At 67.2% G+C, this 22,974-nt stretch carries 23 protein-coding genes and 1 pseudogene; 6 read left to right on the top strand and 18 right to left on the bottom strand.

Features of this window, described 5'->3' with window-relative positions; genetic code table 11:
- Positions 1-5 precede the first annotated feature (5 nt).
- From metW to argB, 5 genes are all read right to left on the bottom strand, one after another.
- A complete protein-coding gene (metW, locus tag WT60_RS19685) occupies positions 6-620 on the bottom strand; it encodes a methionine biosynthesis protein MetW (RefSeq protein WP_038748565.1) in 615 nt (204 codons plus the stop codon).
- On the bottom strand, positions 617-1,762 hold the full coding sequence (locus WT60_RS19680) for a homoserine O-acetyltransferase (protein WP_038748564.1): 1,146 nt from the start codon (positions 1,760-1,762) through the stop codon (positions 617-619). The genes metW and WT60_RS19680 overlap by 4 nt, the downstream gene beginning before the upstream one ends.
- A 364-nt stretch (positions 1,763-2,126) precedes the next feature.
- Positions 2,127-2,828, bottom strand: a complete 702-nt coding sequence (gene slmA, locus WT60_RS19675; protein WP_038748563.1) for a nucleoid occlusion factor SlmA — start codon at positions 2,826-2,828, stop codon at positions 2,127-2,129.
- Positions 2,795-3,598, bottom strand: a complete 804-nt coding sequence (locus WT60_RS19670; RefSeq protein ID WP_081989568.1) for a pyrimidine 5'-nucleotidase — start codon at positions 3,596-3,598, stop codon at positions 2,795-2,797. The genes slmA and WT60_RS19670 overlap by 34 nt, the downstream gene beginning before the upstream one ends.
- The gene (argB, locus tag WT60_RS19665; RefSeq protein ID WP_038748561.1) at positions 3,595-4,494 is read right to left on the bottom strand and encodes an acetylglutamate kinase; all 900 of its coding nucleotides are present in this window, start codon (positions 4,492-4,494) and stop codon (positions 3,595-3,597) included. The genes WT60_RS19670 and argB overlap by 4 nt, the downstream gene beginning before the upstream one ends.
- A 321-nt stretch (positions 4,495-4,815) precedes the next feature.
- Between argB and WT60_RS19655 the strand changes: the two genes are divergently transcribed.
- Genes WT60_RS19655 through WT60_RS19645 form a run of 3 tightly spaced genes read left to right on the top strand, consistent with a single transcriptional unit; the run spans position 4,816 to position 6,927 of the window.
- Positions 4,816-5,067, top strand: a complete 252-nt coding sequence (locus WT60_RS19655; protein ID WP_059583775.1) for a cysteine-rich CWC family protein — start codon at positions 4,816-4,818, stop codon at positions 5,065-5,067.
- 17 nt (positions 5,068-5,084) lie between these two features.
- The gene (locus WT60_RS19650) at positions 5,085-6,365 is read left to right on the top strand and encodes an ATP-binding protein (protein WP_038748559.1); all 1,281 of its coding nucleotides are present in this window, start codon (positions 5,085-5,087) and stop codon (positions 6,363-6,365) included.
- A 19-nt stretch (positions 6,366-6,384) separates the two neighbouring features.
- Positions 6,385-6,927: a response regulator transcription factor gene (locus WT60_RS19645; protein WP_038748639.1), complete on the top strand. Its 543-nt coding sequence runs from the start codon at positions 6,385-6,387 to the stop codon at positions 6,925-6,927.
- 354 nt (positions 6,928-7,281) lie between these two features.
- Here WT60_RS19645 and hslU read toward each other — a convergent pair whose 3' ends face one another.
- From hslU to WT60_RS19590, 9 genes are all read right to left on the bottom strand, one after another.
- Entirely contained in the window at positions 7,282-8,625 is a 1,344-nt protein-coding gene (gene hslU, locus WT60_RS19640; protein ID WP_038748558.1) for an ATP-dependent protease ATPase subunit HslU, read from the bottom strand.
- 10 nt (positions 8,626-8,635) lie between these two features.
- Complete coding sequence (gene hslV / locus WT60_RS19635) at positions 8,636-9,172, bottom strand: ATP-dependent protease subunit HslV (RefSeq protein WP_038748557.1); 537 nt, start codon at positions 9,170-9,172, stop codon at positions 8,636-8,638.
- A gap of 260 nt (positions 9,173-9,432) precedes the next feature.
- Positions 9,433-9,849 carry an RNA polymerase-binding protein DksA gene (dksA, locus tag WT60_RS19625; protein WP_006024133.1) on the bottom strand — a complete coding sequence of 139 codons (417 nt, stop codon included), beginning with the start codon at positions 9,847-9,849 and terminating at the stop codon, positions 9,433-9,435.
- A gap of 586 nt (positions 9,850-10,435) precedes the next feature.
- Entirely contained in the window at positions 10,436-11,512 is a 1,077-nt protein-coding gene (locus tag WT60_RS19615) for a GTP-binding protein (protein WP_038748556.1), read from the bottom strand.
- Between the two features lie 175 nt (positions 11,513-11,687).
- Entirely contained in the window at positions 11,688-12,944 is a 1,257-nt protein-coding gene (locus tag WT60_RS19610) for a class I SAM-dependent rRNA methyltransferase (RefSeq protein ID WP_038748555.1), read from the bottom strand.
- Between the two features lie 88 nt (positions 12,945-13,032).
- On the bottom strand, positions 13,033-13,953 hold the full coding sequence (xerC, locus tag WT60_RS19605) for a tyrosine recombinase XerC (RefSeq protein ID WP_059670717.1): 921 nt from the start codon (positions 13,951-13,953) through the stop codon (positions 13,033-13,035).
- A gap of 44 nt (positions 13,954-13,997) precedes the next feature.
- A complete protein-coding gene (locus tag WT60_RS19600) occupies positions 13,998-14,711 on the bottom strand; it encodes a DUF484 family protein (protein ID WP_060355790.1) in 714 nt (237 codons plus the stop codon).
- A 31-nt stretch (positions 14,712-14,742) separates the two neighbouring features.
- Positions 14,743-15,627, bottom strand: coding sequence for a diaminopimelate epimerase (dapF, locus tag WT60_RS19595; protein ID WP_059583784.1), 885 nt, complete (start codon positions 15,625-15,627; stop codon positions 14,743-14,745).
- 40 nt (positions 15,628-15,667) lie between these two features.
- The gene (locus WT60_RS19590; RefSeq protein ID WP_038748551.1) at positions 15,668-16,552 is read right to left on the bottom strand and encodes a lipid A biosynthesis lauroyl acyltransferase; all 885 of its coding nucleotides are present in this window, start codon (positions 16,550-16,552) and stop codon (positions 15,668-15,670) included.
- A gap of 266 nt (positions 16,553-16,818) precedes the next feature.
- Between WT60_RS19590 and metK the strand changes: the two genes are divergently transcribed.
- Positions 16,819-18,006, top strand: a complete 1,188-nt coding sequence (metK, locus tag WT60_RS19585; RefSeq protein WP_038748550.1) for a methionine adenosyltransferase — start codon at positions 16,819-16,821, stop codon at positions 18,004-18,006.
- Between the two features lie 165 nt (positions 18,007-18,171).
- Here metK and WT60_RS19580 read toward each other — a convergent pair whose 3' ends face one another.
- A complete protein-coding gene (locus WT60_RS19580; RefSeq protein WP_060355834.1) occupies positions 18,172-18,525 on the bottom strand; it encodes a hypothetical protein in 354 nt (117 codons plus the stop codon).
- Positions 18,526-18,893: 368 nt separating this feature from the next.
- Here WT60_RS19580 and WT60_RS19575 point away from each other — a divergent pair, with 368 nt between their 5' ends.
- The gene (locus tag WT60_RS19575; RefSeq protein WP_038748549.1) at positions 18,894-19,664 is read left to right on the top strand and encodes a phytanoyl-CoA dioxygenase family protein; all 771 of its coding nucleotides are present in this window, start codon (positions 18,894-18,896) and stop codon (positions 19,662-19,664) included.
- 195 nt (positions 19,665-19,859) lie between these two features.
- Here WT60_RS19575 and WT60_RS19570 read toward each other — a convergent pair whose 3' ends face one another.
- Positions 19,860-20,066, bottom strand: coding sequence for a DUF3185 family protein (locus tag WT60_RS19570; RefSeq protein WP_038748548.1), 207 nt, complete (start codon positions 20,064-20,066; stop codon positions 19,860-19,862).
- A gap of 173 nt (positions 20,067-20,239) precedes the next feature.
- Between WT60_RS19570 and mgrA the strand changes: the two genes are divergently transcribed.
- A complete protein-coding gene (gene mgrA / locus WT60_RS19565) occupies positions 20,240-21,283 on the top strand; it encodes an L-glyceraldehyde 3-phosphate reductase (RefSeq protein WP_038748547.1) in 1,044 nt (347 codons plus the stop codon).
- A gap of 69 nt (positions 21,284-21,352) precedes the next feature.
- Here the strand turns inward: mgrA and WT60_RS19560 are convergent, their stop codons facing one another.
- Positions 21,353-21,538, bottom strand: coding sequence for a hypothetical protein (locus WT60_RS19560; RefSeq protein ID WP_038748546.1), 186 nt, complete (start codon positions 21,536-21,538; stop codon positions 21,353-21,355).
- A 248-nt stretch (positions 21,539-21,786) separates the two neighbouring features.
- A pseudogene (locus tag WT60_RS19550) lies at positions 21,787-22,728 on the bottom strand (DMT family transporter).
- Positions 22,729-22,974: the final 246 nt, after the last annotated feature.

The following is a 22,974-nucleotide window of genomic DNA, read 5'->3' as shown; positions in this document are numbered from 1 at the left end:
AAATACTAGGGTTGTCTCCGCTTGACGCGGTAGACCGCAAGACTACCACGCCAGTTCACTCCCCATCGAATCGGCTGCCCTTCGTGCAGCACCGCGCGGTCGAGAATCTCGACGCCGACTTCGGGCGCGAGCGCCTCGAAATCCTTGATCGTCAGCACCCGCACGTTCGGTGTGTTGTGCCACTGGTAAGGCAGCGATTTCGATACCGGCATGCGGCCGCGCAGCACCGACAGCCGGTGCGCCCAATAGCCGAAGTTCGGGAACGACACGATGCATTCGCGGCCGACGCGCGCGGTCTCGCGCAAGATCGCGGCCGTCTGGTGGATCGTCTGCAGCGTCTGCGACAGGATCGCGAAATCGAAGCTGTGATCCTCGAAGAGGCGCAGGCCGTCCTCGAGATTCTGCTGGATCACGTTGATGCCGTTCTTCACGCTCGCGAGCACGCCGGCATCGTTGATCTCGACGCCGTAGCCCGATACTTCGAGCTCCTCGGAGAGGAGCGACAGCAGCGACCCGTCGCCGCAGCCGAGATCGAGCACCGTCGAGCGCGGCTCGACCCAGCGCGCGATCGCGCGAAAGTCCGCGCGTGCGGACAGCGTGTTCAGCGCCTGTTGGTTCATGCGCCCACCTCCTCGGCAATTCGTTCGTAATAGGCGCGCACCAGGTTGTGATAGCGCGCGTCGTCGAGCAGGAACGCGTCGTGCCCGTGCGGCGCGTCGATCTCCGCGTACGACACCGCGCGCCGGTTGTCGAGCAGCGCCTTCACGATCTCGCGCGAGCGCGCGGGCGCGAAGCGCCAGTCGGTCGTGAAGCCCGCGACGAGATACTTCGCCTTGGTATGCGCGAGCGCCGCCGTCAGGTTGCCGTCGAACGCCTTCGCCGGATCGAAGTAGTCGAGCGCGCGCGTGATGAGCAGGTACGTGTTCGCGTCGAAGTAGTCGGCGAACTTGTCGCCCTGGTAGCGCAGGTACGACTCGACTTCGAACTCGACGTCGAAGTTGAAGTTGTACGCGTCGAGCGCGCCGTCCGAGCGGCGCAGCGCCCGGCCGAATTTCTCGGCCATGTCGTCGTCGGACAGATACGTGATGTGGCCGATCATCCGCGCGACGCGCAGGCCCCGCCGCGGCTTCACGCCATGCGCGTAGTAGTCGCCGCCGTGGAAATCGGGGTCCGACAGGATCGCCGAGCGCGCGACCTCGTTGAACGCGATGTTCTGCGCGGACAGCTTCGGCGTCGACGCGATGTCGATGCAATGCGCGACCCGCTCCGGATACAGGAGGCTCCACGCGAGCGCCTGCATTCCGCCGAGGCTGCCGCCCATCACCGCGGCGAAGCGCTCGATGCCGAACGCGTCGGCGACGCGCGCCTGCGCATGCACCCAGTCCTCGACCGTCACGACCGGAAAGCGCGCGCCGTACGGCGTGCCCGTTGCGGGATCGATGCTCATCGGCCCGGTCGAGCCGAAACACGAGCCGAGATTGTTGACGCCGATCACGAAGAAGCGGGTCGTGTCGAGCGGTTTGCCGGGGCCGACCATGTTGTCCCACCAGCCGGTGTTGCGCGGATCGTCCGCGTAGACGCCCGCGACGTGGTGCGACGCGTTGAGCGCGTGGCAGACGAGCACCGCGTTCGAGCGCGCGGCGTTGAGCTCGCCGTAGGTCTCGACGACGAGCTGATAGTTGCCGAGCACGCTGCCGCTTTGCAGGCGCAGCGGTTCGGCGAAATGCATGGTTTGTGGAGCGACGATGCCGATCGATTCCATTCGTTCCGCCTTATGACTGGGCGGCTAAATGGTTGTCGGGCGTGCGCGGGAAGCGGGGAGCCGGCTGACGACCTCTTTAGCCGCATTTGTACTGAACCGCCGGGACGGAGCCCCGGCCGGTTCGCGCGCCCGCAATCGAGTCAGCAAATCGGCGCGCTTTCCGAGCATCGCCGCGAAGCGACGACGACAACAACAATCGGGCAAGTATAACGGAAAAACTTCGGCGTCGCGGCGAGGGCGTGCCGAGCGCCAGGCGTTTGGCTTCGGGCGCGAAGCGCGGTAATGCCCGCCGTTTCCCTCGTGCTCGCCGCGTCCTCCATGTTCTTCATGTTCGCGGCGGCTTCGCGCCTGCGCCGCTGCAGCGCTACTGCAGGATCAGCCGCAACTGCGCGTCGGCGTGTTCGCCCGGCGCTTTCGTGAAGCCGCTCTTCGCATAGCGGTGCCAGCGGCCGAGCACATAGCTGACGACGAGGCTCGCGCGCAGCGCCGGATCGTAGTCGTCCGGCAGCGGCACGGAGGGCGGCGGCGCGGCGGCACCGGCGGCGTCGGCGCGCGCGCTCGCTTCGAGAAGCGCGACGCGCAGGCTCTGCTTGATCGACGCCTCGATCCGCTCGAGCATCTGATTGACGCGCTCGGCGAGGCGCTCGTGCTCGCCGACGAGCGCCTCGCCCGTCAGCACGCGGGTCATGCCGGGATTCTTCGCCGAAAAATTGAGCAGCATCAGCGCGATCGAGCGCGCCTGCAGCACGCCGTTCGGCTCGTTCGCGGCGATCTGGTTGACGAGCCCGAAGAACGTCTCCTCGATGAATTCGATGAGGCCTTCGAACATCTGCGCCTTGCTCGCGAAATGCCGGTAGAGCGCGGCCTCCGACACGTCGAGACGCGCGGCGAGCGCCGCGGTCGTGATCTTCTCGCTCTTCGGCGATTCGAGCATCGACGCGAGCGTCTGCAGAATGTGCACGCGACGCTCGCCCGGCTTCAGGCGCACGCGGGTGCGGGAGGCGGGGTTGCGTTCGTCTTCCGCCGCTGCGGTTACTGCCGGGTCCTGCGGGTGAGTCGGCTGCATTTTCGTCGCCCCGATCGAGTGCCCAATCGCAGCGATTTTAGCGAACCAATGCGACGATCGACATAGTGCGGCCGCCCGTAGCTTGGCAGATGACCGGGCAGGTGCCCCGTGATCCAGACCGTTCGGATGCCGAGCCGCTTGTAGCGCTTCAGGTGGCCGCGCGTATCCTCGACGAGGATCGCGTCGGACAGGCGCACGTGCGCGGCGCGCATCGCCCGGCGCAGCATCGTCGCGTCGGGCTTCGCGCGCCACGCGCGGCGGTCGCGCATGTGCTCGATCGCGATCACGCGCTCGAACAGGCGCTCGATCTTCAGCTCGCGCAGCACCGCGCGCGCGTACGCCTCGGGCGCGTTCGTCAGCACGATCTTGCGGCCGGGCAGCGCCGCGACGAGCCGCGCGAGCCCGCGCTCGGCGCGCACCATCGACGGCAGGTCGGCGAACGTGTGGACGACCTTCAGGAAATCGTGCGGATCGATCGAATGATGGCGCGCGAGGCCGAGGAGCGCCGCGCCGTAGCGGCGCGAGTAGTAGGTGCGCAGGTGATCGGCGTGCGCGCGCTCGACTTTCAGCGTGTCGGCGATGTATTGCGTCATCGCCTGGTTGATCACCGGGAAGATCGCGTGCGACGCGTGATGCAGCGTGTTGTCGAGATCGAAGAGCCAGACGGGGCTGCCCGCGTGCGGACGGGCGCGCCGCGCGCGACGGCGTCCGGGCGTCTGCTCGCCGGCTGGCGGCAAGGCCGCGCGGGGCGGCTGACGGCGCGCGCTCAATGCGAGCGGATCATCGTGCCGAACGGCTGCTCGGTCAGGATCTCGAGCAGCACCGAGTGCTCGATGCGGCCGTCGACGATGTGGACCGACTTCACGCCGCTCTTCGCCGCGTCGAGCGCGGACGAGATCTTCGGCAGCATGCCGCCCGAAATCGTGCCGTCTTCGAAGAGGGCGTCGATCTCGCGCGCGGACAGGTCGGTCAGCAGGTTGCCTTCCTTGTCCATCACGCCGGGGATGTTCGTCATCATCACGAGCTTCTCGGCGTTCAGCACGGTCGCGAGCTTGCCGGCGACGAGGTCGGCGTTGATGTTGTACGACAGGCCGTCCTCGCCGAAGCCGATCGGCGAGATCACCGGGATGAACGCGTCGTCCTGCAGCGCCCTCACGACGGCCGGGTTGATCGCCTCGACCTCGCCGACCTGGCCGATATCGACGTACTCGCCCGGGTTGTCGCGGTCCGGCATCATCAGCTTGCGCGCGTGGATGAGGCCGCCGTCCTTGCCCGTCAGGCCGACCGCATGGCCGCCGAAGTGGTTGATCAGCGTGACGATGTCCTGCTGCACCTCGCCGCCCAGCACCCATTCGACGACTTCCATCGTCTCTTCGTCGGTGACGCGCATCCCCTGAATGAACGTGCCCTGCTTGCCGATCTTCTTGAGCGCCTGGTCGATCTGCGGGCCGCCGCCGTGCACGATCACCGGATTGATGCCGACGAGCTTGAGCAGGATCACGTCGCGCGCGAAGCCTTGCTTGAGCCGCTCTTCCGTCATCGCGTTGCCGCCGTATTTGATCACCACGGTCTTGCCGTGGTAGCGGCGAATGTACGGCAGCGCTTCGGCGAGAATTTCGGCTTTCAGGACGGGGGAGATCTGCGAGAGGTCGATCGGCTCGGACATGGCGGCGGCTCTGGTGCGAAACGGTTGAAACAGGCGGAATTGTACAGGAGTGGCGCACCGCAGCATGGGGTTTTTGGCCGTTCGGACGATGGGCGGCGCGGGTGCCGCAAGCATGCGCCGTCGCCGGAAAAGTGACGTTTTCCTGCGCGATCCGCATGCAAATTCCGCGCGCGGCGCTTATGCTTGGCACGTGGTGCTCGGCTGCCCGCCGCGAGGCGGTGGCCGGGCAGCCGCCTCGCGGCGGCGAACCGGCCGTGCCGGCCGCCGGCGCTCGCTTTTTGTCCCTTTCTGCCCTTTCCGGCTTGACCCGGCCTATTCGAGATGACCGAGCCCGCCGCTACGTCCGGCCTGATCAGCAAGCGTTGCCCGCGCTGCGGCAGCGCGTTCGACTGCGGCGCCCGCACGCGTCCGTTCACCTGCTGGTGCGCGGCGATGCCGAGCCTGCCGCCCGGCGCGCAGCCCGCGACGGGCGCGCGCTGCCTGTGCCCGGAATGTCTCGCCGACGAGATCGCCCGGCGCGTCGCCGCGGGCGCGGGGAGCGCGGGGGCCGGCCGGCCCGAGCGCGAAGACTGAGAAGGTAAACTGCGCGGATGCAACGAATCACCACCACCGGACGCGTCAACCTGAGCCATCTGTTCTGGCTGCGCAATCTCGCGATCATCGGCCAACTCGTTACGATCGCCGTCGTACAGACCTATTTCGGCGTCCATTTGCCGTTACCGGCGATGCTGATGGTAATCGCGCTCGAAATCGTCTTCAACGCGCTGACGTGGGTGCGCGTGCTGCGTGCGCGGCCCGAGACCAATTTCGAGCTGCTCGGCCAGCTATGGGTCGACCTGGGCGCGTTGTCGGCGCTCCTGTTCCTGTCCGGCGGGACGACGAACCCGTTCGTGTCGCTGTATTTGCCGTCACTCGCGATCGCGGCCGCGGTGCTGCCGTGGCACCTGATGATCTGGCTCGCGGCGTTCGCGGTCGCGTGCTATCTCGCGCTCGGCTTCGATTCGGTGCCGCTCAACCTGGATAATCCCGCGAATCTGTTCGATTATTTCCGGGCGGGCATGTGGGTGAACTTCATGGTGAGCGTCGGGCTCATCGCGTGGTTCGTCGCGCGGATGTCGAGCGCGCTGCGCCAGCGCGACGCGGCGCTCGGCGAGGCGCAGCAGGCGCTGCTGCGCGACGAGCGCGCGGTCGCGCTCGGCGTGCAGGCGGCCACGGTCGCGCACGAGATGGGCACGCCGCTGTCGACGATCGCGATGCTGACCGAGGAGCTGCGCGAGGCCGCCCGCACGGATGCGGGGCTCGCGCGCTACGATGCGGACCTGAAGGTGCTCGAGGAGCAGATGTCGCAATGCACGTCGGCGCTCGCGCGCCTCAGGAGCCGCGCGTCGGAGCGGCCGAGCAGCGAGCCGGTCGGCGAATGGCTCGACACGTTCGTCGAGCACTGGCGGCTGCGCCATCCGCACGTGCTGTTCGAGCAGTTGGGGCCGCAGCCCGCGGGCGTCGCGCTCGACGATACGGTCGCGGTCGGCCAGATCCTGACCATCCTGCTCGACAATGCCGCGCGCGCGAGCCGCGATCGCGTTACGCTGGCGGCAACGATCGCGCATGACGGCGCACGCGACGAAATCGAGTTCGAAGTCTGCGACAACGGGCCGGGCATCCCGGCCGCGTTGCGCGACGCGCTCGGCGCGGCGCCCGTCGACAGCACGCAGGGCGGCCACGGGGTTGGCCTGTATCTGGCGTTCAGCGCGGCGGCGCGCCTCAGCGGCTCGATCGAGCTCGCCGACGCGCAGCCGCGAGGCACGCGGGCGATCCTGCGGCTGCCGGTCGCGCGCCAGGTGGCGGCCGAGATGGCGAACGGTAACGGATAGACAAGACGGAGTGATGCAAATGAGCGACAAGAATTTCCTCGTGATCGACGACAACGAAGTGTTTGCCGGCACGCTGGCGCGCGGGCTCGAGCGCCGCGGCTACACGGTGCGGCAGGCGCACAACAAGGACGAGGCGCTCAAGCTCGCGGGCGCCGAGAAATTCCAGTTCATCACGGTCGATCTGCACCTCGGCGACGATTCGGGCCTGAGCCTCATCGCGCCGCTGTGCGATCTGCAGCCCGACGCGCGAATCCTCGTGCTGACGGGCTACGCGAGCATCGCGACCGCGGTGCAGGCGGTGAAGGACGGCGCGGACAACTATCTCGCGAAGCCGGCGAACGTCGAATCGATCCTCGCCGCGCTGCAGACGAACGCGAGCGAAGTGCAGGCCGAAGAGGCGCTCGAGAATCCGGTCGTGCTGTCGGTCGACCGGCTCGAATGGGAGCATATCCAGCGCGTGCTCGCGGAGAACAACAACAACATCTCGGCGACCGCGCGCGCACTCAACATGCACCGCCGCACGCTGCAGCGCAAGCTCGCGAAGAAGCCGGTGCGGCAGTAAGAGCGGGGCGCGCGCCGCGGACGCCGGGCGTCGCGCGGCGCTTGCACCGCGCGTTGCGGTGGCGGCGAGGCGCGCCGGGCAATCGGCTTGGCAGTCGGCTTGGTAGGCGGCTTGGTAGTCGGCTGGTAGTCGGTCGGCGGTCGGCATGCAATCGGCCGGCGGTCGGTCCGTGGTCGGTCCGTGGTCGGCGCGGCCGGCTTCGAGCGATCGACGCGAAAGATTCGCAGCCGGCGGCGGGTGATAGATGCCGAGCCGCAAGCGGCCGAGATCGATGCCGCGCCGCGCGCCGAAACGAAAAACGGGCAGCCCCGCAAGGGACCGCCCGTTTTTTTCGGTCGGCAAAGCCGCTTCGCGTTACAGCACGTAGCGCGACAGATCCTCGTCCTTCGACACCTCGCCGAGCGCACGGTCGACGTACGCCGCATCGATCGTCACGCTCTGGCCGGCGTGGTTGCCCGCCGCGAACGACACTTCCTCGAGCAGCTTCTCGATCACCGTGTACAGGCGCCGCGCGCCGATGTTCTCGGTCTTCTCGTTGACCGCGTATGCGATCTCGGCGAGCCGGCGGATGCCGTCGTCGGCGAACTCGAGCTTGACGTCCTCGGTCGCGAGGAGCGCCTGATACTGCTTGACGAGGCTTGCGTCGGTCGCGACGAGAATCGCTTCGAAATCCTTCACCGACAGCGATTCGAGCTCGACGCGGATCGGGAAGCGCCCTTGCAGCTCGGGGATCAAGTCGCTCGGCTTCGCGAGATGGAACGCGCCGCTCGCGATGAACAGGATGTGATCGGTCTTCACCATCCCGTACTTCGTGTTGATCGTCGTGCCCTCGACGAGCGGCAGCAGATCGCGCTGCACGCCCTGCCGCGACACCTCGCCGCCGCCGCCTTCGTGGTTTCTCGACGTGATCTTGTCGATCTCGTCGAGGAACACGATGCCGTTCTGCTCGACGTTCTGCACGGCCTTCGTCTTCACTTCCTCGTCGTTGAGCATCTTCGCCGCTTCCTCGTCGGTGAGCAGCTTCAGCGCTTCCTTGATCTTCACCTTGCGGCGCTGCTTCTTGCCGCCGCCCAGGTTCGAGAACATCGAGCGGATCTGCTCGGTCATCTCTTCCATGCCCGGCGGCGCCATGATGTCCATGCCGACGCTCGGCTGCTCGATGTCGAGCTCGATTTCCTTGTCGTCGAGCTGGCCTTCGCGCAGGCGCTTGCGGAACGTCTGGCGGGTTGCGTTGTTGTCGTCGTTCGCGTGCTCGGCGTTCGCGCCGAAGCCGACCGCTCGCGGTTGCGGCAGCAGGGTGTCGAGGATGCGGTCCTCGGCCTGGTCGGTCGCCTTGCTGCGCACCTTGCGCATCTCCGCTTCGCGCGTCTGCTTGACCGAGATCTCGATCAGATCGCGCACGATGCTGTCGACGTCGCGGCCGACATAGCCGACTTCGGTGAACTTCGTCGCTTCGATCTTGATGAACGGCGCGTCGGCGAGCTTTGCGAGGCGGCGCGCGATCTCGGTCTTGCCGACGCCCGTCGGCCCGATCATCAGAATGTTCTTCGGCGTGATTTCCTGGCGCAGCGGCTCGGCGACCTGCTGGCGGCGCCAGCGGTTGCGCAGCGCGACCGCGACGGCCTTCTTCGCGTTGTCCTGGCCGATGATGTGCTTGTCGAGTTCCGAGACGATCTCGGCAGGGGTCATGGTGCTCATTGCTTCGTCCTTACTCGATAGTCTCGATGACGCGATTGTGGTTCGTGTAGATGCACATGTCGCCCGCGATCTCGAGCGATTTTTCGACGATCTCGCGCGGGGACAGATCGGTGTTCTCCGCGAGCGCGCGCGCGGCGGCCTGCGCGTAGGCGCCGCCCGAGCCGATCGCGCAGATCCCGCCTTCCGGGTCGAGCACGTCGCCGTTGCCGGTGATGACGAGCGTCGTGCTCGCATCGGCCGCGATCAGCATCGCTTCGAGGCGGCGCAACATGCGGTCGGTGCGCCAGTCCTTCGCGAGCTCGACGGCGGCGCGCGTCAGGTTGCCCTGGTGCTTTTCGAGCTTTGCCTCGAAGCGGTCGAGGAGCGAGAAGGCGTCGGCCGTGCCGCCCGCGAAGCCGATGAGCACCTGGTTGTTGTAGATGCGGCGCACCTTGCGCGCACCGCCCTTCATCACGATATTGCCGAGCGTGACCTGGCCGTCGCCGCCGAGCGCGACCTTGTCGCCGCGCCGCACGGAGACGATCGTGGTGCCGTGAAATTGCTCCATCTGTAATCCTCGAGAAAGACGGGGGATGCGGGGCGCGCGGGCGCCGCCGCGTGATGCGGCGCGCGCAAGCCGTGGCGTGGCCTGCCGGCTTGACGCGCATGGACTTCATTTTAGGGCGGGCGCCGCGATATCAAGAGCGGCGTGCGTCGAGCGCCGTCGCGAGGGGGAAGCGGGCGGCAGCGGAAAAACAAAAGCGCGCGGCAGGCCGCGCGCTTTGTGCAAAGCGTGTGAGGCGCGGAAGGCGGGCCGCGCCGGGAAGGTCAGTCGCCGAACAGCTTCTGACGCAGCTCGCGGCGCTCTTGCGCCTCGAGCGACAGCGTGGCCGTCGGACGCGCGAGCAGACGCGGAATGCCGATCGGCTCGCCCGTCTCTTCGCACCAGCCGTATTCGCCCGATTCGATGCGGGCGAGCGACTGCTGGACCTTCTTGAGAAGCTTGCGTTCGCGGTCGCGCGTGCGCAGTTCGAGCGCGTGCTCTTCCTCGATCGTCGCGCGATCGGCGGGGTCCGGCACGATCACCGTTTCGCGCAGATTCTCGGTCGTCTGGCCCGCATTGCGGAGAATTTCCGCCTGCAATTGTTCGAGCCGATTTTTGAAGAAGGCGAGCTGATCCTCATTCATGTAATCCTTGTCGCTCATCTTCAGGATTTCGGCTTCGGTCAAGAGTTTCTTCGTCATCTGCTTGCTTCTTCAATGTGCGGCGAATCTGTAGATATTGCCCGCACTTTGGGATTACCCGCAACAGCCCTTGCAATTGTTTGCCATTCGCTGCGGCGGGGCCGAAAGCCTCCGGATACCGGGCCCATTTCGTTCAGGACTCCCCTTGGGAGGACCGGATTGCGCGCGACCGGCGGGCGGCCATCCCCGGCGCTCCACCGAGCCGCCCACGCTCATGCAAGGATCGGGCCTGCCGCCGCCCTTCTCTCTCCAGCGGGCAGGTATTGTAACTGAATCGCAAGTCCTCGCCGTATCGGGTCGATCCCCTGCCGGTCAAGCGGTATCCTGAAAATATAACCCGCAAATCAGGAAAAAGCGATGACGACTGCACGCCGGCGCGCGGGCGGCGCGGCGGTCTTCGCCGCGGGTGCGGGACGCGACGCGCGCGGGCTCGGCAGCGGCGTGCGATCGGACGGGGAGTGTCGGGCGGCGAGTGTCGGGTGGGGTGACGGTGAGCGGCGAGCGCGCGGGCCGTGTCGCCGTCGCCCCGCGCGCAATCGCGCCGGCGCGCCCGGACCGAGCCGCGCGCCGGCCGCGCGTGGGCGCGTTACGCGAGGCAGGCGTCGAGGCCGTCGGTGATGAGGTCGCGCGGCAGGTCGACGCCGATGAACACCATCTTGTTGGTCTTCTTCTCGGCCGGCAGCCACTTCGCGGCGAGATCGCTACCCATCATCTGGTGCACGCCCTGGAACACGACCTTGCGGTCGACGCCCTTCATGTACAGCACGCCCTTGTAGCGCAGCATCCGCTCGCCATAGATCTGCAAGATCCCGCCGAGGAAGTCCTCGAGCTTGTTCGGATCGAACGGGCGATCGTTGCGGTACACGAACGACTTGATCTTGTCGTCGTGGTGCGCATGGTGATGATCCTGATGGCCGTGCTCGTGATCGTGCTCGCAATGGCCGTGATCGTGGTCGCAATGCGCGTGATCGTGCTCGTGATCGTGGTGATGCGCGTGCTCGTGCTCGTCTTCCGCGAGGAAGTCCGGATCGATCTCGAGCTTCGCGTTCAGGTTGAAGCCGCGCAGGTCGAAGATCTCCTTGATGTCCGCGTCGCCGAAGTTCACGACCTTGATCGCCGCCCTCGGGTTCATGTGCAGCAGGCGGTGCTTGAGCTCCGAGGCCGTCTCGTCGTCGACGAGGTCTGCCTTCGTGATGAAGAGGCGATCGGCGAAACCGACCTGGCGCTGCACGACTTCGTGCTCGTCGAGCTGCATGTCGGCGTGCTTCGCGTCGACGAGCGTGATGACCGCGTCGAGCAGGAATTCGTCGGCGATCTCGCTGTCGATGAAGAACGTCTGCGCGACGGGGCCCGGGTTCGCGAGGCCCGTCGTCTCGATCACCACGCGGTCGAAGTCGAACTTGCCGTCGCGCTTCTTCGCGGCGAGGTCGGCGAGCGCGCGCGCGAGGTCGCCGCGGATCGTGCAGCAGATGCAGCCGTTGCTCATCTGGATGATCTGCTCGTTCGAATCCTGGACGAGGATCTCGTTGTCGATGTTCTCCTCGCCGAACTCGTTTTCGATCACGGCGATTTTCATGCCGTGCTGTTCGTTCAGGATGCGCTTGAGCAGCGTCGTCTTGCCGCTGCCGAGGAAGCCGGTGAGGATGGTGACGGGAATGGCCATGTCGTCGGTCGCCTGTGGTTCGTGAAACGGGGTCAAAACAGTGGGAAAACAGCGCGCCCGGCAACTTCCCGGGCGCTCGATCACTTATTGAAACATATCTGTCAAGCCCCCGCTGCCGGCCGGATGGCCGGCGCGGCGCGGGCGCGCACAGCGCCGCCCGTTCAGATCGGGGCGATCACGCGATTTGCAACAGCAGGCCCTTCAGATATTCCCCTTCGGGGAACGCGGTCAGAAGCGGATGGTCGACGCCCGCGCCGAGCCGCTTCAGGATGCGCGCGTCGACCTTCGCGTCGGCCGCCGCGCCCGCGACGATCTTCTGGAACAGCTCCATGTCGATCGCGCCCGAGCACGAATAGGTGAACAGCAGGCCGCCCGGGCGCAGCAGCTTGAAGCCGCTCAGGTTGATGTCCTTGTACGCGCGCGCGGCGCGCTCGACGCTGTCGCGCGTCGGCGCGAACTTCGGCGGGTCGAGCACGACGAGGTCGAAGCGCTCGCCTTCGTCGACGAGGCGGCGCAGCGTCTTGAATGCGTCGGCGTCGAGCCACTCGGCGCGCGCGGCGTCGAAGCCGTTCGCGGCGACGTTGCGCTGCGCGAGCGCGAGCGCGTCGCCCGACGAGTCGATCGACACGACCCGCTTCGCGCCGCCCTTGAGCGCCGCGAGCGAGAAGCCGCCCGTGTAGCAGAAGCAGTTCAGCACGTCGCGCTCGCGCGCGTACTGCGCGACGAGCGCGCGGTTGTCGCGCTGATCGACATAGAAGCCCGTCTTGTGGCCGTTGCGGACGTCGACGTGGTACAGCACGCCGTTCTCGTTCGCGATCAGCGTGTCGGGCGGCGGATCGCCCGCGAGCACGCCCGTCGTCTGCTCGAGGCCTTCCTTTTCGCGGATCGACACGTCCGAGCGCTCGTAGACGTTCGGGCAGCCGGTCGCGGCGACGAGCGCCGCGACGATCGCGCCCTTCCAGTGCTCGACGCCCGCCGCCATGAACTGGCAGACGAGCTGGCCGCGGCCCGCGCCCTCGCCGGAGGCCGGCGGCTCCGCTGCGTGGGCGGCAGCGCGTTGCGCGGGAACCTGCGCGGCGACGTAGTAATCGACGACGAGCCCCGGCAGCCCGTCCGCCTCGCCGAACACGAGCCGCACCGCGCCCGTGCCGGCGATCATCGTGTTGCGATGCGCAACCGCGCGCTGCACGCGCCGCTTGAAGAACGCATGGTCGATCGGCTCGTTCTCGTCGAAGCTCCACACGCGCAGCCGGATCTGCGAATGCGGGCTGTACGCGGCGCGCGCGAGGAAGCGGCCGTCGTGCGAGCGCACGACGACGGTCGCGCCGGGCGCGGGCTTGCCGTCGACGCGGTCGATCGCATTCGCGTAGATCCACGGATGGCGGCGCAGCAGGGATTTGTCTTTCGACGGCTTGAGCGTAACGGTATGCATGTCGGGATCGAAAAAGCCGCGTCGGACGCGGCGAAGGGTGATTCGGTGATTCGTCGATTGGGTGATTCGGTGAGCGCGGCGGCGCGCGTCAGTCGCGCTTCTTCGCGCGCGGATGCGCGCTGTCGTAAATCTTCGCCAGATGCTGGAAGTCGAGCGACGTATAGACCTGCGTCGCCGAGATGCTCGCGTGGCCGAGCAGCTCCTGCACCGCGCGCAGGTCGCCGCTCGATTGCAGCACGTGCGTCGCGAACGAGTGGCGCAGCACGTGCGGATGGACGTTCGCCGGAATGCCCGCCGCGAGCGCCGCGCGCTTCACGCGCTCGCGCACGACGCCGGGCGACATCCGGTTGCCGCGCACCGACAGGAAAAGCGGGCGCGGATCGTGTTTCACGAACTCGCCGCGCACCGCGAGCCATGCGTTCAGCGCGTCGATCGCCTTGCGGCCGACGGGCACCTTGCGCTCCTTGCCGCCCTTGCCGTGCACGGTGACTTCCGCTTCGGCGAGGTCGAGCCAGCCTTCGGAGCGATAGTCGCCGTCCTTCGCGTATTCGATGTCCAGACCGATCAGCTCGGCGAGCCGCAGCCCGGACGAATAGAACAGCTCGAGGATCGCGTGGTCGCGCAGGCTCTCGGCGGTGCCGGCCGTCGGCGCGTCCATCAGCGCGGCCGCATCGTCGACGGACAGCGCCTTCGGCAGCGTCTTCGCGCGCTTCGGCGCGCGGACCGCCGCGACCGGATTCGCGTTCATCTCGACGTGCTGCGCGAACCAGCGGTAGAACGCGCGCCACGCGGACAGCCGGTGCGAGATCGAGCGCGCGGACAGGCCGCCCGCATGCGCGCGCACGACCGCGCCGCGCATGTCGACGGCCGTCAGGCTTTCGAGCGGGCGGCCGTTCGCGAGTTTCTTCAGCTCGTCGAGCTCGTGTGCGTACGCGCGCAGCGTGTGGTCCGACAGCTTCCTGACGTGCCGCAGGTTCGACAGGTAATCGGCGGTCGGGTCGGCGATCATGGCGCGTGTCGGGCGGGCGAGTGGCGATGCGCGCTGCGCGGCCGTCAGTGCGGCAGGAGGCGCGTGAGCGCCGCGCCGGCGAGCGCGCCGATCTGCGTGAGGAAATCGGTGCCCATGCCGTCGTGGAAGCGGCGCGGATCGGGCGAGCCCAGCACGAGGAGGCCGAACACGCTCGCGCCCTCGCCCGCGGCGGGCGTGCGCAGCGCGATCAGCGCGACCGATTCGGCGGCGCCGCTCGCGGCGGGCGCTTCGCCGTCGCCCGCGGCCGGCGCGGGGGCGACGGGCGCGAGCCACTGCGCGGCCTCGAAGCCGGTGTTCGCGCCGCAATATGGGGTCGCCAGACTGTTCGTGAACAGGCGCACTTCCTCGCCGGCGTTGCGCGCGAAATCGGCTTGCGCATAGGTGTCGGCGACGTCCCAGAGCCTGAGCGCCGTCTGCGGGACGTCGAACACGTCGGCCAGGCCGCTCGCGATCACGCGCGGCAGCGCGTACGGATCGCGCTCGGCGATCACGCGCGCGGTCCAGCGGTTGAACTTCGCGGCGAGCCCGTCGTTCTCGTGGCCATAGCGCAGCAGCTCGGCGAGCCGGCGTTCGAGATGCTTGTTCTTGTCACGCAGCATCTCCATCTGCCGCTCCTGTAGCGACACCGCGGCCTTGCCGTGCGGATTCGCGAGCTTGATCGTCGCGAGCAGCTCCGCGTGCTTGGCGAAGAATTCGGGATTGGCGAGCAGGTAGTCGGCGACTTCGCGATCGTTCATGGCGCTTCGTTGGGCTTCGGCAAATGAAAGGTCAGACAACAGGAGATCGGACGGGCAGGTCGATCACGCCTTCGAAGACGGTCGTCGCGGGGCCGGCCATCAACAGCGGCGCGCTTTCGTCGCGCGCGCCGTCCCACGAAATCGTCAGCGTGCCGCCATGCGTATGGACCGTGACGGGCGAATCGAGTTGCCCGCGCCGGATGCCCGCCGCGACCGCCGCGCACGCGCCCGTGCCGCACGCGAGCGTCTCGCCCGCGCCGCGCTCGTAGACGCGCAGGTTCACTTCGCGGCGCGACACGATCTGCATGAAGCCCGCGTTCACGCGTTGCGCAAAGCGCGGATGGCGCTCGATCGCGGGGCCGTCGACGCCGACCGGGAACGCCTCGGCGTCGTCGACGATCTGCACCGCGTGCGGATTGCCCATCGACACGACCGAGATCCAGCGCGTCGCACCGTTCACGGGCAGCGGCCAGAGTGTGTCGGCGCCTTCGCGGCGGCCGTCGAGGCCGCTTGCGTCGAACGGCACGCGGGCCGGTTCGAACACGGGCGCGCCCATGTCGACGACGACCTCGCCGTTGGCCTGCATCGTCAACGTGATCACGCCGTGCTTCACTTCGACGCGCACGCTCGCCTTGTCGGTGAGCCCGTGGTCGCGGACGAACTTGACGAAGCAGCGCGCGCCGTTGCCGCAGTGCTCGACCTCGCCGCCGTCGCAATTGAAGATCCGGTACTTGAAGTCGGCGCCTTCGACGGTGGGCTTTTCGACGAGCAGCAGTTGATCGGCGCCGATCCCGAAGTGGCGGTCGGCGAGCGCGCGCACCTGCGCGTCGGAGAGCGGGGGCAGCGCGCGGGTGTAGCCGTCGAGCACGACGAAGTCGTTGCCCGCGCCGTGCATCTTGGTGAACGAGAGTTTCATGGGCGCTATTGTATGCCGGGGGTACGCCGCGGCGGCGGAGTCAATAGAAGCCCGGCTCGCCGGGCGGGCGCGTCTTGAAGCGCTTGTGCACCCAGTAGTACTGCTCGGGCATGAGCGGAATCTGCTCCTCGAGGAACGCGTTCATCCGGCGCGCGTCGAGATCGTCGTCGCCCGTCGGATAATTTTCCCAAGGTTTGAAGACTTTCAGCCGATAACCCTGGTAATTGGGCAGCACTTCGCCGATGAACGGCACCACCTGCGCATGGCCCGTCTTCGCGAGCCGGCCGACCGCGGTCAGCGTGCACGCGGGCACGCCGAAGAACGGCACGAACGTCGAGTTGCGCAGGCCGTAGTCCATGTCGGCGCCGAGCATCACCGGCTTGCGGTCGCGCAGCCAGCGCAGCACGACGCGCGCGCTGTCGGCGCGGCCGACCATCTCGGCGTCGAAGCGGCCGCGCGCGGCCTTGGCGACGGCTTCGAGCGCCGGGTTCGAGAACGGCTGGTACAGCGACCCGCAGCGGCGTTGCAGCGACCGGTTCAGCCAGATCGAGCCCGCCTCGATGCCGACGAAGTGCAGGCCGAGGAAGAGCGTCGGCGGCAGGCCCGGATCGGTGAGATCGATCGCGCTGTCGACCTGGATCAACTTTTCGAGCTTTTTCGCGGAGCCGAACCACTGGACGCTGCGCTCGACGTAGCTGCGGATCGCGTGCCGGAAGTGCAGGCCGGCCACCTCCTCGCGGCGAGCGTCGCTCCAATTCGGGAAGCAAAGTTTCAAATTGATGTGTACGATGCGCTTTCGCCGGCTGGGGATTCGATAGAGCAGCCAGCCAAGGCCGTCGCCCAGGCGCGCGGTCAAGCCGTAGGGCAGGATCGCGAGGAATTTGAGAAACGCGACGGCGAGCTGTGTGCCGAGACGGCCTAGCATGCGAATCCTCCGTCGATCCGGACGGCCGGCGCGATGAAAGCAGGGTTGAAGGACAGCGGAAGGAGCAGCACGATCGACGCTCTGTAACAATTCGAGAAAGCCGCTATAATACGGGCTTCGCCGAGTTAACTGACAACTTGCGGGGCGAAGCCGGCGGGCGCTATGAGCGCTCACGGTGCAGGAAATCCGCTAAAGCGTCGCCGCTTCGGGCCTCTGGAAGCTGGCTACGTGAACTTCAACCGTAACCACAACAGGAGCCTGAGAACGTGGCAAACGATTATCTCTTTACGTCCGAATCCGTATCCGAAGGCCATCCGGACAAGGTCGCGGACCAAATCTCCGACGCGATCCTCGACGCCATCCTCGCGCAGGACAAGTACTCCCGTGTCGCAGCCGAGACGCTGTGCAACACCGGCCTCGTCGTGCTGGCCGGTGAAATCACCACGACCGCGAACATCGACTACATCCAGATCGCACGCGACACGATCAAGCGCATCGGCTACGACAACACCGATTACGGCATCGACTACCGCGGCTGCGCGGTGCTCGTCGCGTACGACAAGCAATCGCCCGACATCGCGCAGGGCGTCGACCGCGCGCATGACGACAACCTCGATCAAGGCGCCGGCGACCAGGGCCTGATGTTCGGCTACGCGTGCGACGAAACGCCCGAGCTGATGCCGCTGCCGATCCACCTGTCGCACCGCCTCGTCGAGCGCCAGGCGAACCTGCGCCGCGATGGCCGCCTGCCGTGGCTGCGTCCGGACGCGAAGTCGCAGGTGACGGTTCGCTATGTCGACGGCAAGCCGCACTCGATCGATACCGTCGTGCTGTCGACGCAGCACGCGCCGGACATCGAACTGCCCGCGCTGCGCGAAGCGGTGATCGAGGAGATCATCAAGCCGACGCTGCCCGCCGACCTGATCAAGGGCGACATCAAGTTCCTCGTGAACCCGACCGGTCGCTTCGTGATCGGCGGGCCGCAAGGCGATTGCGGGCTGACGGGCCGCAAGATCATCGTCGACACGTACGGCGGCGCAGCGCCGCACGGCGGCGGCGCGTTCTCGGGCAAGGACCCGTCGAAGGTCGACCGCTCGGCCGCTTACGCGGGCCGCTACGTCGCGAAGAACATCGTCGCCGCGGGCCTCGCGTCGCGCGCGCTGATCCAGGTGTCGTACGCGATCGGCGTGGCAGAGCCGACCTCGGTGATGGTCAACACGTTCGGCACGGGCCGCGTGTCTGACGAGACGATCACGAAGCTCGTGCGCGAGCATTTCGATCTGCGTCCGAAGGGCATCATCCAGATGCTCGACCTGCTGCGTCCGATCTACGAGAAGACCGCCGCCTACGGCCACTTCGGCCGCGAAGAGCCGGAGTTCTCGTGGGAAGCCGCCGACAAGGCGCTCGCGCTCGCCGAAGCGGCTGGCGTCGAGCCGGCCGTGCAGGTCGCCTGACGCAACGCACGTTCCCGACGGCAAACGAAAACCCCGGCCTTGGCCGGGGTTTTTTATTTCGGTTCTGCATCGGCTTCGCGCGCGTTGCGCGCCGGTGCCGTTCGCGTTCGCCGGGCATGCACGATGCGCGCGCGGGCGCGGCGAATTGCCGCGCGCGTGTCGCGCTCAGCGCGCGGCGAACACGAACCAGCCGGTGCTCGCCGCGAGGCGGCGCGGCCGGTTGATCCGGCGCGGCGCGGCGCTTGCGCGATGCAGCGACGGCGCGCGCAGCCGCAGCGACGGCTTTTGCAGCAGCGAGCGCAGCGCGATGCGCCGCGCCGCAGCATGGGCGCTCATCAGCGACAGGAATGCATGCAGCCATGCGCGCAGACCATCGAGCCGCGGCTGGTGCTGGCGTGCGCGCTCGGCGAGCACGCTCGCCCGCGCGCTGTGGTGGCGCAACGCGCGCACGATTCGCGGCGGCGTCGACGGCATGCTCTTCGGGGTGCGGTGAAGACGGGAAGTCAGTCGGAAAGGCATGACGAAAGTAATTCGCTCGTAGATTGCGTCCATTTCAGGGCGCGAATGTCAAAACGGCCGTTGTGCGGCAAGGGTCGAACCCATCGTACCGAAGGCATCGGTGCGCCGCTGCCCGCGAAAACTAGCAGGTGCGTCGAGACTACAGGCGATTCGTGACGCCAGAAAGTCGCGCTAACCCTTGTGCGTCGGGCACATCGCATCCGGGCGGCCGTAGTTAGTGACGTGCGCGCGCCCGACAGTTCCTTTGCGTTACATCAAATTCGCCGCAGCGATTGCGCGCTGTTTTTCACTTCGCGGCATCGTTGCCGAGCATGTCGCACAGGCCGGCTTTACAATCGATCGTTGATAACAATCATGTCGAACTTCCCATGTCTTCCTTGCACCCGGAGTTGATTCACACGCAGGTCCAGACGCTGCGCGCGCGCGGCTTCGTTGTCGCACCGGGGCTCGTCGCGCCCGAGCGGTGCGCGCAGTTGAAGGCGATCGCCGAGCGTCAGCTGCACGAGGCGGCGCAGCCGCTCGAATTCGAAGCGGACTTGCGCTATCCGGGCGCGCCCGAATCGCGACACGCGCCGGGCGGCCACACGGTGCGGCGCCTGCTCGACGCGTACGCGCGCGACGAAGCGTTCGCCGAGCGCGCGACGGCGCCCGAGATCGCCGCGTGGATGCGCGCGTACTTCGGCGAAACGCCGGTGCTCTCGCGCGCGCATCACAATTGCGTGATGACGAAGCATCCGGCGTACGGCAGCCTGACCGGCTGGCATCGCGATGTCCGTTACTGGTCGTTCGAGCGTCCGGACCTCGTGTCCGTGTGGCTCGCGCTCGGGCCGGAGACGAACGAGAACGGCGCGCTGTGGCTCGTGCCGGGCTCGCATGGCGAGGAATTCGGGCCGGAGCGCTTCGACGAAGCGAAGTTCTTCCGCAGCGACGTGCCGGGGAACCGGCGACTGATCGAGCAGGCGGTGTGCCCGGAGCTCGCCGCGGGCGACGTGGTGTTCTTTCATTGCAACACGCTGCATTCAGCGGGGCAGAACCGCACCGATCAGGTGAAGTTCTCGCTCGTGTTCACGTACCACGGCGACAGCAACCGGCCGATGCCGGGCTCGCGCTCGGCGTCGACGCCGGAAGTGCGCTTCTAGTTCGTCGCGCGCGCCGGCGGGATGCGGCGCGATTCGCGATTCGCGATGCGTCGCGTGTCGCGCTTCGTTCGATGCGCGATGAAACGTGCGCGACTTCGCGGCGCGTGCAAGCCGACGATGATCGAAAGAAGCGGGCGGCACGCATGCGCGCCGCCCGCTTTGTTTTTGGGGGGCGAGACGAAATGCGCGGGCGCGTCAGCGCCTGCCGCTCGGCATCGACACGCCGATCAGCCCGATGAGCGTTGCGACGACGCCGCCTGCGATCAGCATGATCGTTTTCGTCGAAGGCGAGCCGGTGAAGAAGCGCGCGACGCCGTCGTTGATCGAATGGAACGACTGGCCGCCGAAATACAGCAGCACGACGCCGCCGACGATGAGCGCAACGGAAATCGCTCGGGTCATGAAAATCCTCGCTGAAACGGATGGTGAAGACGCCGCAGTGTAGGGGAGCGCCGCCGCTGCGTCCATCGCGGCGCGTGTTGCTGCACGATTCGCGATCGTTGGCTAACATGGCCCGCTGAGGTTCGTCCGGCCGGGTCGCACCGGCCTCGTTCAACGTCTCGATGGGAATTCAGATGGCCTACGAAGCAGCTTCCGAACGCTATGCGGACATGCAGTATCGCGTATGCGGAAAATCCGGGCTCAAACTGCCGGCGCTTTCGCTCGGCTTGTGGCACAACTTCGGCGACACGACGCCGATCTCGACGCAGCGCGAGATCCTGCGCACCGCATTCGATCTCGGCATCACGCATTTCGATCTCGCGAACAACTACGGACCGCCTTACGGCAGCGCGGAAATCAACTTCGGGCGTCTGTTGCGCGAGGATTTCAAGCCGTATCGCGACGAGCTGCTGATCTCGACGAAGGCCGGCTGGGACATGTGGCCCGGCCCGTACGGCAGCGGCGGCGGCTCGCGCAAGTACGTGCTCGCGAGTCTCGATCAGAGCCTGCAGCGCATGGGGCTCGACTACGTCGACATTTTCTACTCGCACCGCTTCGACGCGCACACGCCGCTCGAGGAAACCGCAAGCGCGCTGGCCGCGGCCGTGCAGCAGGGCAAGGCGCTCTACGTCGGGATCTCGTCGTATTCGGCGGCGAAGACGCGCGAGATCGCGAAACTGCTCGCCGAATACAAGGTGCCGCTCCTGATTCACCAGCCCGCGTACAACATGCTCAATCGGTGGGTCGAGCGCGAGCTGCTCGACGCGCTCGACGAGACGGGCTCCGGCTGCATCGCGTTCACGCCGCTCGCGCAAGGGCTCCTGACGTCGAAGTATCTGAACGGCGTGCCGGCCGATGCGCGGGTCAACAAGCCGGGCGGCGGATCGCTGAAGGCGGATCACCTGAGCGCGGAGAACCTCGGGCACGTGCGCAAGCTGAACGAGATCGCGCAGCGGCGCGGCCAGAGTCTCGCGCAGATGGCGCTCGCTTGGGTGCTGCGCGATTCGCGCGTGAGTTCCGCGCTGATCGGCGCGAGCCGCGCGGAGCAGGTGCGCGAGAACGTCGCGGCGCTCGGCAAGCTCGCGTTCAGTGACGATGAGATCGCCGAGATCGACCGCCATGCGACGGAAGGCGGGATCAACTTGTGGGAAAAGCCGTCCACCGATCAGGCGATCTGATCGGTAGTCATCCTGACGATGCGCCTGCCGCCCGCTTTCGGCGCGCCGAAAGCGGTGCGAGCGCGACAGCTAGATCAGCGCAGGGAGCCCTTCGACGAGCAGCACGGCCACGGCCACGCCGAGCATCGCGCCGAGCACGCGCAGCACGTTGTGACGGAATTCGGTCGCGCACGGGACCGCGCCGAGGAACAGCGCGCCGGCGAGCGCCATCGGGATCAGCAGGATGAAGTCGCCAATCGTGAAATAAGTCGACATGCGTGTCTCCTTTCTTATCCGATCCGGCCGCCTGCTGGGCGGCCGGTTGTTTCGAGTATAGGAAACGGCCGGCGTTTTTTGGTTATCCGAAGCTTCGCAGCGCGACGAAAAAGCGCAGATTGCTCCGTTTGTCGCAAACAATCCGACGATATGCTTTCGTAATTGCTTTCTGAATGCTTTCTTGTGTTGCGATGCCATGAGAAAGGCGCCCGCATGCTGCAGTGCGGGTGCTTGTCTTCATGCCGTCGTCACGCGTGCGCGGGGCGCCGGAACACGAGCGCAAGCCCGGCGAGAATCGCGACCGCGCCGACCATCTCGAAGGGCGCGCGGCGATTGCCGCGCCACGCCGTATTCATCGGCGCGGTCACGACCGGTACGAGGTAGAAGAGACTCGTCACGTTGACGAGATCGCCGTGTTGCATCAGCCGCCAGAACAGTAATTGCGTGAACACCGAGATCAGGATGCCGAACCACGCGAGCGGCCGCGAGAGCGACTAGCTCGCTTCGGACGAGAGCGGCTCGAACGGCGCGATCAGCGCACAAAGCCCACGGCCGGCTGCGTTCCGCTGCGGCGGCGCGTCGATCGGCGCCGCGCGCGCGTTTTTGCCGCAGCGCGCCCGTCGGGATCGCGAGCAACGCGCAGAGCTCGGCATGCAGTGCCGGATGCTGGCGTGTCGCCGCCAGCGATGCCGCGGTGGACGACGAGGCTCAGGCCGATCGGAGTGAGCGCGAGCCCCGCGAGACGCACGCCCGATGCCCGGCGTTGGAGCGCGACGAGCGTGAGGATCGGCTGCACGCCGAGTATCGTCGCGAGTATGCCGGGCGCGAGCCCGCGTTCGCGTGCGAGTAGACAGGATCGAATAGTCGCTCGTGAGCAGCAGCCTTGTTGCGACGGTCGCGAGCCGCGCGCCGGGCGGCGACAGCCAGCGGCGTCGCGCGAGCGACAGCAGGAGCAGCAGGAGCAGCAGGAGCAGCAGGAGCAGCAGGAGCAGCAGGAGCAGCAGGAGCAGCAGGAGCAGCAGGAGCAACACGAGCAACACGAGCAACACGAGCGCGAAGCCCGCGATCAGGAAAGCGAACGCGCACGCATGCCGCAGGCCGAGTCCGTCGAAGATCGCTCCGCTGCTCCAAGGCAGCACGAACAGCGACGTCGCCCCATGTGCCGCAAGCGCGGGTCTGATTGAGGCCATCTGAAGCCCACTTGTCGATCGAATCGGTACGCTCCGGTTGCGTGCGCACGCGAACACGCCGCGCGCCAATGCACGGAACGGTTCGATCAGCGGCGAACGGCGAGCGAAAGAGGTTGCGCGGCGTTTAGCCGAGCAACGCAGCCGGAGGCGGCGGCACGCCGACGAGCGGCGGAGCGGCAGGCGGACGATGCGCGCACGCGCGCGGCAGCCGTGCGATAGACGGCTTCGATACGGCGCGGGCGGGCA

The sequence above is a fragment of the Burkholderia sp. MSMB617WGS genome (assembly GCF_001532025.2).
Taxonomy (GTDB): domain Bacteria; phylum Pseudomonadota; class Gammaproteobacteria; order Burkholderiales; family Burkholderiaceae; genus Burkholderia; species Burkholderia savannae.
The sequence above is the reverse complement of the archived record's forward strand: the minus strand, read 5'-3'. Positions and strand labels throughout refer to the sequence as shown.